Here is a 14,804-nt window from a genome sequence, read left to right on the forward strand (position 1 = left end):
AGGTCGTCCAGAGGTCGCCCAGAGCGTTCAGCGGCCGACCAGATGACCGGTGACTCCCGCCACGGCAAGGGTCAGGGCGCACAGCACTACCCAGGGGTCGGCGTGACCCCAGCGAGCGGGCTGCGCCCAGGTGCGGCACCCGGCCCGCACCACCGGTGACGAGTAGCCCCGCGCCTCCATCGCCACCGCGAGCCGTCCGGCCTGCCGCAGCGCTTGCACCAGGAGGGCGAAGGTCAGCACCACCGCGTCCGTGATGCCCCGCCTCAGCAGCCCTCGCGCACGGCGGACGGCGCGCAGGTCGGCATACGTCGAGCGCAGCTGGTCGAACCTCTGCAGCGCCACGACCGCCGCCACCACGGGACGGGCGGGCAGCCGCAGCCGCTGGCCGAGCTGGTCCCCCAGCGAGAACGGCTCCAGGTAGCCGGCCAGCACCACTCCGGGCAGCGCCGCCGTGGTCATGCGCAGTGCGGGCAGCACCGCCGCGACCGGGTCCCGCGCCTCGGCCCACCACCAGTTGGACCACCAGAGCGAGGCTGCGCCGATCGCGAGCGGGGTGAGCCGCAGCACCGGCTGCGGCCAGCGCACCCCGCAGAGCACGAGCAGCAGCGCCAGCTCCACCCCGAGCAGACCGAGGCCCGCCGCCACCGTGGGCACGACCAGCCCGACCACCATGGCGACCAGGCTCACCAGCATCAGGGGCAGGGCCGAGGCGTATGCCGCCAGCCCCGACGCACGGCGGCGCACCGGCACGGCGGCGGCCGGGGGCCGGTCGAGCACGAGCTCGCGGGTGCAGCGGGACGCCAGGCGCCGGTCGTGCGTGGACACCACCACGGTCGTCCCCGCGGCGCGGGCCGCCTCGATGACCCCGGTGACGGCGGCCCACGTGCGGCGGTCCTGGCCGACGGTGGGTTCGTCGAGCAGCAGCACGGAGGGTCCGTGCGCGAGGGCGGAGGCCAGCGACAGGCGGCGCTGCTCGCCCCCCGAGAGCGTGTGGGGGTCGGCGTCGTGGCGATCGCCGAGGCCCAACGCCTCGAGCAGGGCGGCGGCCCGCTCACCAAGGGACTCCTCGTCCTGACCGAGGGCCCGCCCCGTCAGCAGCACCTCGTCGAGCACCGTGCGCGCCGTGATGGGCAGCTCGGGTCGTTGCGGCACCCAGCCGACCGCCTCTGCCAGCTCCACCGCGTGCCAGCGGTGCGGCGCCTCGCGGTCGTCGGCCCCCAGCCGCACCGTCCCGGACGTCGGCTCGAGCAGCCCGGCGGCGCACGCCACGAGCGTGGACTTGCCGGCCCCCGAGCGACCCGTCACGGCCACCGCCTCCCCCGGCGAGGCCTCCAGCGAGACGTCCTGCAGCACGAGCTGCGGCGGGTGCACCGCCTGCCAGGACGCGAGCCCGGGCTGCACCTGGCGCACGACCTCGTCCACCGCGGCCGTCACGCCACCGCGTCGGACCGGGGCGACCAGCCCGGACGGCATCTCGACCGGAGACGGGGTCGGCGCGCCGGGCACCCACAGGCCCAGCCCGGCGAGCCGCTCCCCCTCGGCCGCCAGCGTCGGGGCCAGGGGTCCGTCCGCCACCACGCGGCCCCCGTCGCCGAGCACCACCAGCCGGTCGCAGACGTCCACCCAGTGCGCGAGCTCGTGCTCGACGGCCACGAGGGTGGCCCCCACCTCGGCGACGGCCGCGGCCACCGCCGACCGGACTGCCTGCGCAGCCGCGGGGTCGAGCATCGAGCACGGCTCGTCGAGCAGGACGAGGCCGGGGTCGAGGGCGAGCACCCCGGCGAGCGCGAGGCGTTGGGTCTCGCCGCCGGACAGGGCCCGCGTCTCGCGGGTGGTGTCGTGGGGGAAGCGCACCGACGCGAGCGCCGCGCGCACCCGCTCCCAGAGCGGCCCGCGCGGCACGCCGGAGTTCTCGGGACCGAAGGCCACGTCGCGCCCGACGGTCCGGGCGACCACGGCGTCCTCGGGGTCCTGCAGCAGCAGGCCCACCTGCCCCGACACGTGCACCTGCCCGGTCTGGTCACCCCCGCCGGTCTCGGCGAGCACGCCGGCCAGCGCCCGCAGCAGGGTCGACTTGCCGGACCCGCTCGCCCCCGCGAGCAGCACCCGCTCCCCCGGCGCCACGCGCAGCGACACCCCGTCCAGGACCGGGCGGGCGGCGCCGTACGGCAGCCAGGTGAGGTCCTCGGCCTCGACGAGAGCCCCCCTCGGGCCCTCGTCGAAGCCGGGACCGGCGTCGAGGTCGACGTCAGCGGACGTGGGACTCACGCGCCTCGCGGCCCGCCGGGAAGGCGTCGACCACGCCGGCCCGGGCCAGCGCGCGCACCAGCGCGGCGCCCCCGAGCCCGGCGATCAGCGCGCACGAGACCATGCCGAAGGCGAGGTAGACGAGCTTGTGGACCCAGGCGAGCTGCGGGACGTACTGCCACCACTCGTAGACGCAGATCTCCAGCACGGCGCCGAGCACGCCGCCCAGCATCGCGGCGGCCAGGTCGAAGCGACGCCAGCGCCACACCCACATCGCCAGCTCCACCCCGAGCGCCTGCAGCAGCCCGGACAGCATCACGAGCCAGCCCCACTTGCTGCCGAGCAGCGTCTCCACGCTCGCGGCGATCAGCTCGACGTAGAGGGCCGCGCCGGGACGCCGGATCAGCAGCGCGCCGGCCACGGCGGGGAGCACCCACACGCCGAGCGCGAGCGAGCCGATCGGGGCATAGCCGACGGCGGCCGCCTCGACGACGTGGTAGAGGGTGCTGTCCCACCCCCAGAAGGCGACGCCCAGCGCGACGGCGAGGACGGCGCCGAGGACGAGGTCGACGCCTCGCCATGACATGAGGGTCCCCGTGGCGAGCGCGGACGGTCGTGCGTGCTGGCCCGGCCGCGCGGTGGCGGCGGAGCCGGTGTTGTTCGGCATACGAGATCTCCTGGTCGGTCACCAAGAGGGAAGGTGACCCCTCGGGTCGCCTCGAGAATCCGACTCCCTAGCGCCGGTGCTAACCGGATCAGGTGCGGAGGGTCTGCGGTCGCCCGCACTCTCAGCGCGATCTGCGCTCCCCTGTCGTGTGAAACGTGACGCTACCGCGAAGATCGTGTGAGACTCAACGCATGGGACCTAACGTGTGGAAGCTCATCGGCACCGGCGCCGCCATGCTGGCCGGCATGGTGGCCAACAAGATCGTCAACTCGGGCTGGCAGAAGGCCACGGGCAAGGAGGCCCCCTCCGACCCCACCAACCCCGACGTGGACTGGAAGGAAGCGCTGGCCTTCGCGGCGTTCTCCGGTCTCGTGATCGGCATCGCGCGCCTGGTGGCGCAGCGTCAGGCCGCCAAGGGCTTCGTCGCGGCCGTCAAGCGTCAGAGCGACGACATCGGTGACGTCGACCTGCAGGCGCAGATCGACGCCCGGACCAGCAAGGCCTGAATCACCCCGCCCGTTCCTGCGCGTCGCCCCGACCGGTCCATCGGTCGGGGCGACGTGCTGCTGCTCGGGGTCGGGAGTGCCGGGGGCGCGACCACCGGGGGCACGACCGCCGGGGCACGACTGCCGGGGAGGGGGACCAGTGCCGGGAAGCGGCGCGGTCAGGCCGCGGAGCGCAGGGCCGTCAGCTCTCGGTCCAGGTGGTCCAGGCGCAGGGCCAGCCGCAGGCGACGCCGCGACGGGTCCGGCTCGAACGCCGTGTCCTCGCCCTCGCGCAGCACCTCGGGCAGCGTGACCAGCAGGAGCCGGGACAGGCTCGCCAGCCGCTCCGGCTCGGCGACCAGCGCCGGGTCGGCCAGCACACCGCCGGCCCGGACGAGCACGCGGTCGAGCCAGGTCTCCACGTCCCACCCGAGGGCGCCGCGGCGGTCGTCGAGCCAGTCACCCAGCCGATCGACCTGACGACGCAGGTGCCGCAGGTGGTCCGGCTCGGCAGCGGCCTGCCGGTCGGCCGGGAGGGCGAGCCCGGCGAGGTAGCCGGCGAGGCCGAGACCGGCGCGCAGGGACGCGGGCAGCGGCAGGGCGGCGAGCAGCGTGCCCCCGCCGACGGTCAGCGCGCGCACGTGGCGCGGTGACGTGGCCGCGGCATAGACCTCACGCTCGACCCGACCCATCTCGTGCCTCCTCCCTGCCAGCGTAGGCCCGCGCCCTGGGAGCCGCGTGTCAGTCGGTGGCCAGGGCCGCGGCCGGGCTCACCCGGGCTGCCCGCCGAGCCGGTATGACGGACGCCAGCCAGCCCGCGGCGAGCGCCACGGCGGCGACGAGACCCAGTCGAGTCCAGGGGATCTCGGGGGTGATGGTCATCTCGCTGCCAAAGGTCGCGTAGGCCCCGCCGAGCCCGTAGGCCACCCCCAGCGCGAGCCCTACGAGCGTCCCGACGCCCGCCAGGGTCAGCGCCTCGAGGCCGAGCATGCTCCGCAGCTGGCGGCGGGTGAGGCCGAGGGCGCGCAGCAGGCCGGACTCCTGGGTGCGCTCGAGGACCGAGAGCCCGAGCGTGTTGCCGATGCCGACCAGGGCGATGAGCACGGCGATGCCGAGCAGACCGGTGACGACGAGCAGGACGACGTCCATGATCCGCTCCATCTCGGCGCGCTGGGTGGCGACTCGCTGGACCTGGGCCCCGCGGATCGTGGTGGCGTCCTGGGCCAGCTGCTCGGTCGCGGTGGCCGCGTCCTTGACCTCGGCGAACCTGATCCAGGCGGACCCCTTGGCCTGCGGGTCGAGGCGCCGCACGGTGGCCGCCGTGACGACCGGGGCGTCGGCGTGGTCCGCCCTGACATCGGCGCGCAGGTCCAGGCGCGCGGCGCCGTGGGCGAGGGTGACGGTGTCGCCGGTGCGCAGGCCCGAGCTCGCCGGGAGGAGCACGGTGTGGTCGTCCAGCCCGGCGAAGAGCTGCGGCCGACGGGAGACCTGCACCGCCGCGTCGTCGGCGCCGGTGACGGTGGCCTGACCGCCACCCGACCCTCCACCGGACCCACCGCCTGCGGCGACGTCCACCGGGCGCCCGCCGTGCGTCAGGGTGGCGGGGGCGTCGAGCACGAGGGTGGCCGCGTCGACGACGCTGCTGCGCCGCAAGGTGTCGAGGTCGCGCGCCTCGATACCTCGGGGCGCCTGGGGTGCCTGGACGAGGGCGTCGACGGGCGTCTGCTTGTCGAGGGCGTCGGTGGCCGAGCGGACCCCGGTCGCCGAGCCGACGCTCATCATCGTGATCAGCGTGACGCCGACGAGCAGGGCGCTCGCGGTGGCGGCGGCCCGGGCGGGGTTGCGGCCGGCGTTGTCGACGGCGAGCTCGCCGGGCACCCCACCGAGGCGGGCGGGGAGCGCACCGGCCACGCGGGCCAGGCCGGGCACGACCACGGGGGCCACCATCAGCACGCCGAGGAAGGACAGCAGCCCGCCCGGGATGCCCGTCGCCAGCTGGTGCTGCAGGGCGCCGTGCCCGAGTAGCGCACCGCCGCCGGCCGCGAGGACCGACCCCACCGCGACCCGCAGGGCGCGGACACGGCGCACCCGGGCTGCGGTCTCGGGGCGCAGCGCCGCGAGGGGCCTGACCCGGGTCGCGGCGCGGGCGGGGGCGAGGCTCGCCACGAGGGTCACCACGATGCCGGTCAGGAGCGGGGCCACGACGGCGAGCGGGGTGACGACGAGGCTGCCGAGGTCCAGGTCGGTGCCGTGCGAGAGCTGGACAAGCGTGGCCGCCAGCCCCGCGCCGAGCGCGAGCCCGGCCACCGACCCGAGCGCGCCGACGAGCAGCGCCTCCGCCACCACGGATCCCCGCACCTGCCGGCGTTCGGCGCCGATGCAGCGCAGGAGCGCGAGCTGGCGGGTGCGCTGGGCGACGAGGATCGCAAAGGTGTTGGCGATGACCAGCGCCGAGACGAAGACGGCGACGAGCGCGAAGACGAGCAGCATCGAGGTGAGTTGCGTGACCCCCTGCACCATCACGCTCACCCGGTGGTCCTTCTCCTGCTCGCCGGTGCGGACCGTCAGGCCCGTGGCCGCCGGGAGCCCGGCGACGGAGGCGCGCAGCTGCTCGTCGTCCACGGCCGACCCGCCCGGGGCCGGGGTGAGGTCGAGCTCCTCGTAGCCCCTGCTGCCCGTCCACGCCCAGATGTCCTCGTCCAGGGCGAAGGCCGCGGGCGTCCCCTGCAGCGGGACCACATCACGCCCGGCCTTGACGATGCCCACGACCGTGGCCTCGGTCGGACGGGCCTCCTGCGGCCGCTGCTCGGTGCCGGTGCCAGGGCTGGTGCCGGTGCCGCGCTGCAGCAGGCGGGTCGTGCTGCCGACGGCGAGCTTGCGCGCCGAGGCGACCCAGTCCACGACGGCGATCTCGCCGCGGCGGGCGGGCAGGCGACCGGCCGTGAGCGTCGTCGTCCCGGACAGCTGCGGCACGGACCGCAGCAGGAGGGAGGCCTCGCGACCCCCGAGGTCCTGCTGGACGGCCCCGCCGGCCACCGTGCGCACGGAGGCACCCGGGTGGGCGCGCGTCACCTGCGCGGCGAGCCCGGAGGGTATGACGGCCGGGCCGCCGCGAGGCGCGCCCCCCACGCCCGAGGACCCGTCCGGCGTGGTGACGACCACGCTCGCGCGGCCCACCGAGCCGGCGGCGTCGCGCGCCAGGGACTCGCGGAAGGTGTCGCCCACCATGAGCGTGGCCGCGACGAAGGCGATGCCCATCGTGATGGCGACCAGGACGCTGACGAAGCGCCGGGCCTGACCGTGGATCATGCTGGCCGTCAGGGAGATCGAGGTGCGCACGGCGATCACGCCCCCCAGCCCGCGCAGGGCGGCCAGCACGTCGTCGGCGGTGGGGTGCCGCAGCTCCCCCGCCATGCGACCGTCCGCGAGGAGCAGCACGCGGTCGGCATACGTCGCGGCCCCGGGGTCGTGGGTCACCATCACGACCGTCTGGCCCAGCTCACGCACGCAGCGCCGCAGGAAGTCCAGCAGCTCGTGCCCGGTCACGCTGTCGAGGGCGCCCGTCGGCTCGTCGGCAAAGATGACGCGCGGCCGCATGACGAGGGCGCGGGCCACCGCCACGCGCTGCTGCTGCCCGCCGGAGAGCTCGGTCGGCTTGTGCCCCAGACGATCTGTCAGGCCCAGCACCCGCACCACATGCTCGAACCATTCGCGGTCGGGGGTGCGGCCCGCGAGGCGCAGGGGCAGGGTGATGTTGGCCTCGGCGGTCAGCGTCGGGAGCAGGTTGAAGGCCTGGAAGACGAACCCCACCTGCTCGCGCCGCAGCAGCGTCAGCCGCGTGTCGTCCAGCGTGGTGAGGTCGGTGTCGCCGACCCAGACCTGCCCGCTCGTGACGTCGTCGAGGCCCGCCGCGCAGTGCATCAGCGTCGACTTGCCGGACCCCGACGGGCCCATGATCGCGGTGAGCTCCCCCTCGGCGAGCTCCACGTCCACGTGGTCCAGGGCGACGACGCGGGTGTCGCCGCTCCCATAGGTCTTGGTGAGGTCACTCGCGCGCACGGCCGCGCGGGTCACGGTGGTCGGGTTGCTGGTGGGCATCGGTCGCTCCGTCTGGTCGTCGGACATCGCTGGTGCGCGGTCGATGTCGACGCTAGGGAGCGGCCGGTGTCGCCCGGATCGACCTGCGGTCTCGACCCCGGGGGCGACCAGAGGACCACGGGCGCAGCGGGCCTACGACTGCGGTCGCACGAGCCCGGTGTCGTAGGCGAGGACGACCATCTGCACCCGGTCTCGCAGGTGGAGCTTGGCGAGGATCCGCCCGACGTGGGTCTTGACGGTGGCCTCGGCCACGTAGAGCTCGGCCGCGATCTCCTGGTTGGAGCGCCCCTGCCCCACCGCGAGCAGCACCTCGCGCTCCCGCTCGGTCAGCGGGGCGAGCCGCTCCTCGGCGCTCCGCAGGGGCTCGTGCTCGTCGGGCAGCCCGGGCAGGAACCTCTCGAGCAGGCGCCGGGTCGCGCTCGGGGCGACGACCGAGTCTCCTTGGTGCACAGCGCGTATGGCGGCCAGCAGCTCCGCCGGGCCCGCGTCCTTGAGGAGGAAGCCGCCGGCACCGGCCTTGAGCGCGGTGTGGACGTACTCGTCGAGGTCGAAGGTCGTGAGCACGAGGACCTTGGCCGCAGCGCCAGAGGCCACGATCCGTCGGGTCGCCTCGACGCCGTCCATGCGTGGCATCCGGATGTCCATGAGCACCACGTCGGCCTGCGCGGCCAGCTCGACCGCCGCCGCGCCGTCGCCCACCTCACCCACGACCTGCATGTCGGGCTGGGCGTCCAGCACCATCCGGAAGCCCATCCGCACCAGCTCCTGGTCGTCCGCCAGCAGCAGCCTGATCTGCTCGTCGCTCACTCGCGCTCCCGTGGTCGTCCCGTCGTGACCGGGACCGGCACGGTGGGCGCCGTCGGCGCCTCCGGGTCCCGCGTCGGCAGGCTAGCAAGCACCTCGAAGCCACCCCCGACCCGCTCCCGGGCCGTGAAGGTCCCGCCGATCGACGCCATCCGCTCGCGCATCCCGATCAGCCCATGGCCGCGCCCGTCCGACCCGCCACCTGGACCCCGACCCGTGTCGCGCACGGCCAGCTCGACCCGGTCCGGGTGGTGAGCGAGCTCGACCCGCACGGTCGCCGCCGGTCCCGCGTGCTTGAGGGCGTTGGTCAGCGCCTCCTGCACCACGCGGTAGGCCGCCATCTGCTGCGCCGGCCCGAGCGCCTCGTGCACCCGCTCGTCGCCGACCTGCGTCAGGGTCGCCGGCAAGCCCGCGTCGTTGACGTGCGCCACCAGCTCCTCCACCTGCTCGAGCGTGGCCTGCGGGGTGTAGGCCGCCGCCTCCCCCTCCTCGCGCAGCACCCCCACGAGGCGCCGGGTCTCGCCGAGCGCGCCCCGGGCGGTGTCGCCGATCGTGGCGAGCGTCCGGGCGGCGACCATGCGCGAGGCGTCGACGTCACCGTGCTCCACGGCATACGACGCTCCGTCCGCCTGGACCACGATCACGCTGAGCGAGTGCGCGACGACGTCATGCATCTCGCGCGCGATCCGGGCCCGCTCCTCCTGCGCGGCGAGGCGCGCCATCGAGTCGCGTTCGCGCTCCAGGGAGTCCGCCCGGTCGCGCAGGCTCTGCACCATCTCGCGCCGCTGCCTCGCCAGGGCCCCGGGCACGAAGCACGCGACGCTCATGGCGGCGACGAACACCCAGCTGATGACGGCGTACTCCACGCGCTGCGCGCCGGCAGGCCGGACCCAGTTGTAGGTCCAGTCCCAGGCTCCCACCACCCCGCCGACCAGCGCGGCCGCGAGCCACCAGTAGCGCCACCGCGGGTGCCCGTGGGCCGCGACCGCGTAGAGCATCATGAGCGCCGCGAGGTTCTGGGGCACGACGTTGTCAGCGATCACGAGCTGGACCACGCAGCCGAGCGCGACCGCCGCCATGGCCGGGTCGGGCCTGGTGCGGCGCCACACGAGGGGCAGGCTGGTGCCGAGGAGGGTCCACGCGAGCCAGCCCACCCACCCGACGGTGAGCTCGCTGAGGACGCCCGCGGACACCACGAGGCACAGCAAGGTCACGAACCCCGCCCAGCAGGCGTCGACCAGCATGACGTGCTCGCCGAGCCAGCGGTGGAGGGAGGTCAGCCGGCGCACGCACCCACGCTAGGCGAGAGGGCGGGCCGCGTCGTCATACCTCGGTCTGATCCTCCGCCCCACCCTCCCCCTCCCGACCCACCCCCCACCCCCACGAGAGGGCACACCTGGTCCCCCACCCCGACCACGGACAGCCCTGCTGGCCCACTCACGGGATGCTGACTCTGAGTCGCTGGTCCTGTGGATACAGCCAGATATGTGCTTTTGCAGATATTTAGAGTGGTTTGCATGCGACGCCGCGACCTGCCCGAGGGCCTCCCAGCCACCTTCCGTGTGATCGACGCGATGGCGCGCGGCGCGACGCGAGGCCAGCTGCGCAACCCCGAGCTCCACAACCCCCACCACGGCTCGCGAGCTCGTGACGAGCCCACCTGCGTGGAGGAGGCGGCGGCCCAGCTGTTGGCTACGCTGACGCAACATCCGGTGGCACTCTGCGGAACCACGGCAGCACAGATCCATCGCATGCCCGGCGTCGCGGACTGGGTGCCGGACGATGTGCTCCACGTCATGACGAGGACGGTGTCGGGGCGGGTTCGGCGAACGCGAGTCGAGGGCAGACGGGGCCTTGAGCGGCGCGCGACCACTCTGGTCAACGGCCTGCCCGTGACCGACGCGGTCGACACCTGGCGGGATCTCGCCACCGAGCTCCCTCTGGACGACCTCATCATCGCGGGGGATTGGCTGCTCGGGCCCCGAAGCACCCGCAGCATCGACGAGCTCTTGGCCGCGCTCCGGCCCGGGGACCGAGGAGCTGCTCGGGCAGTTGCGGCGCTCAAGGAGATTCGCGCCGGGAGCGCCTCCCCTGCGGAGACGCGGACGCGTGTGGTACTGGTGCGTGCGGGACTGCCGGAGCCAGAGCTCAACGTCAACCTGGTCAGCGAGTCCGGGTGGGTCGCGAACGTGGACATGTACTGGCGCCGGTGGAACTACGCCCTCGACTACGACGGCCGGCACCACCGCGAGCGCGGCGAGCAGCTCGACCGCGACCTCGACCGGGAACGCCTGATCCGTGCGTCAGGATTCGGATACGACCGGGTCTCCAACAAGCACCTCCGAGGCGATCGCCCTGAGGTGATCGGTATCGCGAGTCGTGGCCTCCGCGCCGCGGGCTGGCGCCCGTGACCTGGTCGCGGCCGCCCCGAGCGCCACGATGAGAGGGCGAACATGGCTCCCCTCGGGCCGCGCGGACGACCAGATCCGCCCACTCACGGCTGGGGGTGGGGTCGAGTGGGCTGGGGATGGGGTCGAGTGGGCTGGGGGCGGGGCGGAGCCAGGTCAGGCGGGCGGGGAGGGTGGGGTCAGGTCGAGGGCCGTGGCGATCGGGACGCCCGCGCGATAGCTCAGGTGCACGTATGACGGGGCGTCGAGCACCGTCAGGTCCGCGCGTGCCCCCACCCCGAGGTGGCCGACGTCGTTGCGCCGCAGCGCGCGAGCCCCGCCGAGGGTCACCGCGAGGAGGGCCTCGGCGGGCGTCATACCCATCTCGCGGACGGCCAGGGCCACCACGAAGGGGATCGACGAGGAGTAGCAGGTGCCGGGGTTGCAGTCGGTCGCGAGCGCCACCGAGACGCCGGCGTCGATCAGGGCGCGGGCATCGGGATAGGGCGACCGGGTGGAGAACTCGACGCCGGGCAGGAGGGTCGCGGTCGTCGTCCCGGCCGCCCCGACCAGCGCGTCCACGTCCGCCGCCGACAGGTAGGTGCAGTGGTCGACCGACGCCGCCTCGAGCTCGCACGCCAGCTGCACGCCCGGCCCGTGCCCGAGCTGGTTGCCGTGGACCCGCAGCTCGAGCCCGGCCTCGCGGCAGGCCAGCAGCACCGCGCGCGCCTCGTCCCCGTCGAAGGCGTGCGCCGACGCCGGCTCGCAGAACACGTCGCCCCACACCGCATAGGGCGCGCACGCCGACAGCATCGGTCCGGTCACCAGGGAGACGTACTCCGCTCGGCGGGAACGAAGCTCGGGGGGCACGACGTGCGCCCCGAGGAAGGTCGTCTCCTCGATGCCCGCCTCGCACGCGAGCCGCAGCGCCCGCGCCTCGTCCTCCACGGTCAGGCCGTAGCCCGACTTGACCTCGACGGTGGTCGTGCCCTGCGCGCGCATCTCGAGGACCCGATCGATCAGCAGGTCGAGCAGCTCCTCGTCGGACGCGGCGCGTGTGGCGGCCACGGACACGGCGATCCCACCACCGTCGTAGGGCTGCCCGGTCATCCGCGCCGCGAACTCCTCGCCGCGGTCGCCGGCAAAGATCAGGTGCGCGTGCGAGTCGACGAATCCCGGCACCACGCAACGCCCCTCGACGGAGATCGCCTCGTCGGCGGCGGGCGCGTCCGCCGCGCGTCCCACCCAGGCGACGTGGCCGCGGTCAGGCACCGGCTCGCCCTCGATCATCCGGTATGCCGACGCGCCCGCCGCAGGGACCTGCTCGAGCACGACGGCGGCGTCCTGCAGGACTCCGAGGGGTGATCCGTCCCCGAGCTCGGGCGAGCAGGTGACGAGCTGGCCGATGTCGGTGACGAGGACGGAGGTCACGGCTCCTCCAGGAGGGCGTCGAGGGCGGTGCGGAGCATGAGGGCGACCGAGCCGATGCGGTGGCGGCCACCCTCGACGACGGGCTTGCCGCCCACGACGACGGTGTCGACGTCGCCCGCGGTGGCGGCGAAGACCACCTGGGCGGGCTTGGCGCCGACGGTGCGGACACTGTCGAGGCGGACGTTGCACAGGTCGGCCAGCGACCCGACCTCGAGGCGACCGCCGTCGTCCCAGCCGAGCGAGACGTAGCCCTGCCGGGTGCCGACGTCGACGAGCTCGGCGGGGTCGAAGCGGCCCCGCTCGTTGGTCACGAGGCGTTCGTGCATCTCGAGGGAGCGCAGCTCGCCCCAGGGGTCGATGGACACGTGCTGGTCGGTGCCGATCGACAGCCGGGCGCCGGCGCGGTGCAGGTCGCGGGCCCGCCCGATGCCGTCGGCGAGGTCGCGCTCCGTGAGGGGGCAGAAGCACGCGCCGGTCCCGCTCTCGCCGAGCAGCCGCACGTCCTCGTCGGTCAGGTGGGTGGCGTGGACGGCCGTGGTGGTGGGCCCGAGCACGCCCTGCTCGTGGAGCAGCTGGGTCGGGGTGCGGCCGTAGCGGGCGAGGGTGGCGGCGTTCTCGGCGAGCTGCTCGGACAGGTGAACGTGCAGTGGCACCGGCGACGGGTGCACCCCGAGCCCGGAGCGCGCGGCCTCGGCCACGACGCCGAGCTGGTCGCGGGGCACGGCCCGCACGGAGTGGATGGCGGCGCCGACGCGCGACATCGGGCCCTCGCGCAGCTGGCTCACGCGGGCGGCCCAGCCCTCGGCGGTCCCGTCGCCGAACCGCCGCTGGTAGGGGTCGAGCGGCAGGTAGCCCGACCCGTCGAGCCCGCCCGTGAGGTAGCAGGTGTCGAGCAGGGTGAGGCGGATCCCGGCCTCCGTGGCGGCCTGTTGCAGGGCGTGCCCCATGGCGTTGGGGTCGGGATAGGGGGTGCCGTCCACCTGGTGGTGGACGTAGTGGAACTCGCCGACGCAGGTGAACCCGGCGAGCACCATCTCCGCGAAGGTCGCGCGCGCGAGGTCGAGGTAGGTGTCCGGCTGCAGGTGGCTCATCAGGGAGTACATGCGCTCGCGCCAGGACCAGAAGTCGCCGCCGTTGGCGTGCGTGCGCCCCCGCAGGCCGCGGTGGAAGGCGTGGCTGTGGACGTTGGCCATCCCGGGGAGGGTCACCCCGTGGAGCTTGGTGTCGTGCGGCCGCGGGTGGGTGCGGACGTCGATGGCGGTGATCCGGTCGTCGGTCACCGTGGTGCGCACGCCGTTGGTGATCCCGGACGGCAGCAGCGCGTGCTCCGACCAGAAGGTGGTCATGCCCGTGGCCCCCTCGCATCGACCCAGTCGTCGGCCTCGGCGTCGGCGACGTCCCCCACCCTATCCCCCGGCCGGCCCCGCGGTCCGTCCTCCCAGGTCGGCGACCACGGTGGCCAGCGCGTCGAGCCCGGCGTGGCAGTCAGCCACGTCGGCATGCTCGTCAGGGGCGTGCGACACGCCGGTCGGGTTGCGGACGTAGAGCATCGCGGTCGGGATGCCGGCGTTGGCCAGGATGCCCGCGTCGTGGCCCGCCCCGGTGCCGAGCAGGGGCGCGTCGTCGAGCAGCGCGGACAGCCGGGCGGCCAGGTCCGCGTCGAAGGTCGTCTCCGGGGTCCACGACTCGCAGAGCGGCTCCGCCGCAGGCCGTATGCCGCTGTTGCGGGCCACCGCCTCGACGACCTCCCGCACGTCCGCCTCCACCGGGCCCCGCGCGTCCAGCCACGCGGTCACGGCGGACGGGATGGCGTTGACGCCCCCCGGGACGACCCGGGTCTTGCCGATCGTGGCGACGCAGCCGTGCGCGGTGGCGGCGGTGCGGGCGGTGAGGATCGCCGACGCGAGGCGCAGCATCGGGTCGTCTCGGTCCTCGAGCCGGGTGGTGCCGGCGTGGTTGGCCTGCCCGACGAGGTCGAGCCGCCAGCGGCCGTGGGGCCAGATGGCGGTGCCGACGGCGACGGGGCGGTCCAGGTCGGCGAGGCCACGCCCCTGCTCGACGTGCAGCTCGACGAAGGTGCCGACGCGAGCCAGGGCCTCGTCGTCCCTCCCGATCGCGTCGGGGTCGCGGCCGGCCGCCCGCAGCGCCTCGGCCAGGGTCACGCCGTCGTGGTCGCGCAGGCCGAGCGCCCGCTCCGGCGCCATGGCCCCCGTCATGACGCGCGAGCCGATGCACGCCACCCCGAAGCGCGCGCCCTCCTCGTCCACGAAGTTCACGACCCCGATCGGCACGGTCGGCTCGTGCCCCGCCGCCCGCAGCGCGTCGACGGTCGCGAGCGCGGTGACCACGCCGAGGGGGCCGTCGTACGCGCCGCCGTCCGGCACCGAGTCGAGGTGGGAGCCGATCGCGACCCCCTGCACGCCGCGGGCCCGGGCCGCGTCGACGTCGCCCCACCACGCCCACTGGTTGCCGGCGCGGTCCTCGACGACCTCGAGCCCCCGCCGCGCGCACTCCCCCGCGAACCACTCCCGCAGCGTCGCGTCCTCCCGCGTCCACGCGAACCTGCGGTAGCCGCCCGTCACGCCGTCGCGCCCCACCGGCGCGAGCTCGGCCCAGAGGCGGTCCAGCTCCGCGTGGGCGGGGCCGTGGGCGGCGGTCTGGGAGGCGGTCGGCGTCGACATACGG

11 protein-coding genes, 1 pseudogene and 1 riboswitch are annotated in these 14,804 nt (G+C 74.8%); of the genes and pseudogenes, 2 read left to right on the forward strand and 10 right to left on the reverse strand.

The genetic code is table 11. From position 1 onward, the window contains the following. Window positions 1-27 precede the first annotated feature (27 nt). Window positions 28-2,268 (reverse strand): ATP-binding cassette domain-containing protein, encoded by a 2,241-nt coding sequence (locus ACF3NS_RS01895; RefSeq protein WP_154592744.1) that lies wholly within the window; start codon window positions 2,266-2,268, stop codon window positions 28-30. Continuing rightward, window positions 2,249-2,914: an ECF transporter S component gene (locus ACF3NS_RS01900; protein WP_392467478.1), complete on the reverse strand. Its 666-nt coding sequence runs from the start codon at window positions 2,912-2,914 to the stop codon at window positions 2,249-2,251. Before ACF3NS_RS01900 ends, ACF3NS_RS01895 begins: the two co-directional genes overlap by 20 nt. A gap of 47 nt (window positions 2,915-2,961) precedes the next feature. Continuing rightward, a riboswitch (TPP riboswitch) is annotated at window positions 2,962-3,067 on the reverse strand. 38 nt (window positions 3,068-3,105) lie between these two features. Here ACF3NS_RS01900 and ACF3NS_RS01905 point away from each other — a divergent pair. After that, a complete protein-coding gene (locus tag ACF3NS_RS01905; protein WP_154592745.1) occupies window positions 3,106-3,420 on the forward strand; it encodes a DUF4235 domain-containing protein in 315 nt (104 codons plus the stop codon). Window positions 3,421-3,578: 158 nt separating this feature from the next. On the opposite strand, the gene ACF3NS_RS01910 is transcribed toward ACF3NS_RS01905, so the two are convergent. The 5 genes and pseudogenes from ACF3NS_RS01910 to ACF3NS_RS01930 all read right to left on the reverse strand — a co-directional run bounded on the left by ACF3NS_RS01910 (window position 3,579) and on the right by ACF3NS_RS01930 (window position 9,590). Continuing rightward, the gene (locus ACF3NS_RS01910) at window positions 3,579-4,091 is read right to left on the reverse strand and encodes a hypothetical protein (RefSeq protein ID WP_154592746.1); all 513 of its coding nucleotides are present in this window, start codon (window positions 4,089-4,091) and stop codon (window positions 3,579-3,581) included. 49 nt (window positions 4,092-4,140) lie between these two features. Further along, on the reverse strand, window positions 4,141-6,708 hold the full coding sequence (locus ACF3NS_RS01915) for an FtsX-like permease family protein (protein WP_392469048.1): 2,568 nt from the start codon (window positions 6,706-6,708) through the stop codon (window positions 4,141-4,143). A gap of 45 nt (window positions 6,709-6,753) precedes the next feature. Next, window positions 6,754-7,524 (reverse strand): annotated as a pseudogene (locus tag ACF3NS_RS01920) (ABC transporter ATP-binding protein); the annotation flags it as partial. A gap of 105 nt (window positions 7,525-7,629) precedes the next feature. Beyond that, window positions 7,630-8,304 carry a response regulator transcription factor gene (locus tag ACF3NS_RS01925; protein WP_019286590.1) on the reverse strand — a complete coding sequence of 225 codons (675 nt, stop codon included), beginning with the start codon at window positions 8,302-8,304 and terminating at the stop codon, window positions 7,630-7,632. Then, a complete protein-coding gene (locus ACF3NS_RS01930; RefSeq protein WP_392467479.1) occupies window positions 8,301-9,590 on the reverse strand; it encodes a sensor histidine kinase in 1,290 nt (429 codons plus the stop codon). The genes ACF3NS_RS01925 and ACF3NS_RS01930 overlap by 4 nt, the downstream gene beginning before the upstream one ends. A gap of 228 nt (window positions 9,591-9,818) precedes the next feature. Here ACF3NS_RS01930 and ACF3NS_RS01935 point away from each other — a divergent pair, with 228 nt between their 5' ends. Continuing rightward, window positions 9,819-10,712, forward strand: coding sequence for a hypothetical protein (locus ACF3NS_RS01935; protein WP_392467481.1), 894 nt, complete (start codon window positions 9,819-9,821; stop codon window positions 10,710-10,712). 153 nt (window positions 10,713-10,865) lie between these two features. Here the strand turns inward: ACF3NS_RS01935 and hutI are convergent, their stop codons facing one another. Genes hutI through ACF3NS_RS01950 form a run of 3 tightly spaced genes read right to left on the reverse strand, consistent with a single transcriptional unit; the run spans window position 10,866 to window position 14,800 of the window. Continuing rightward, window positions 10,866-12,119 (reverse strand): imidazolonepropionase, encoded by a 1,254-nt coding sequence (gene hutI, locus ACF3NS_RS01940; protein WP_392467483.1) that lies wholly within the window; start codon window positions 12,117-12,119, stop codon window positions 10,866-10,868. Then, window positions 12,116-13,465 (reverse strand): formimidoylglutamate deiminase, encoded by a 1,350-nt coding sequence (locus tag ACF3NS_RS01945; RefSeq protein ID WP_288799532.1) that lies wholly within the window; start codon window positions 13,463-13,465, stop codon window positions 12,116-12,118. Before ACF3NS_RS01945 ends, hutI begins: the two co-directional genes overlap by 4 nt. Window positions 13,466-13,525: 60 nt before the next feature. Next, entirely contained in the window at window positions 13,526-14,800 is a 1,275-nt protein-coding gene (locus ACF3NS_RS01950) for an allantoate amidohydrolase (protein WP_288799534.1), read from the reverse strand. Window positions 14,801-14,804 lie beyond the last annotated feature (4 nt).

It is taken from the genome of Arsenicicoccus cauae (assembly GCF_043162025.1).
Classification (GTDB): domain Bacteria; phylum Actinomycetota; class Actinomycetes; order Actinomycetales; family Dermatophilaceae; genus Arsenicicoccus; species Arsenicicoccus cauae.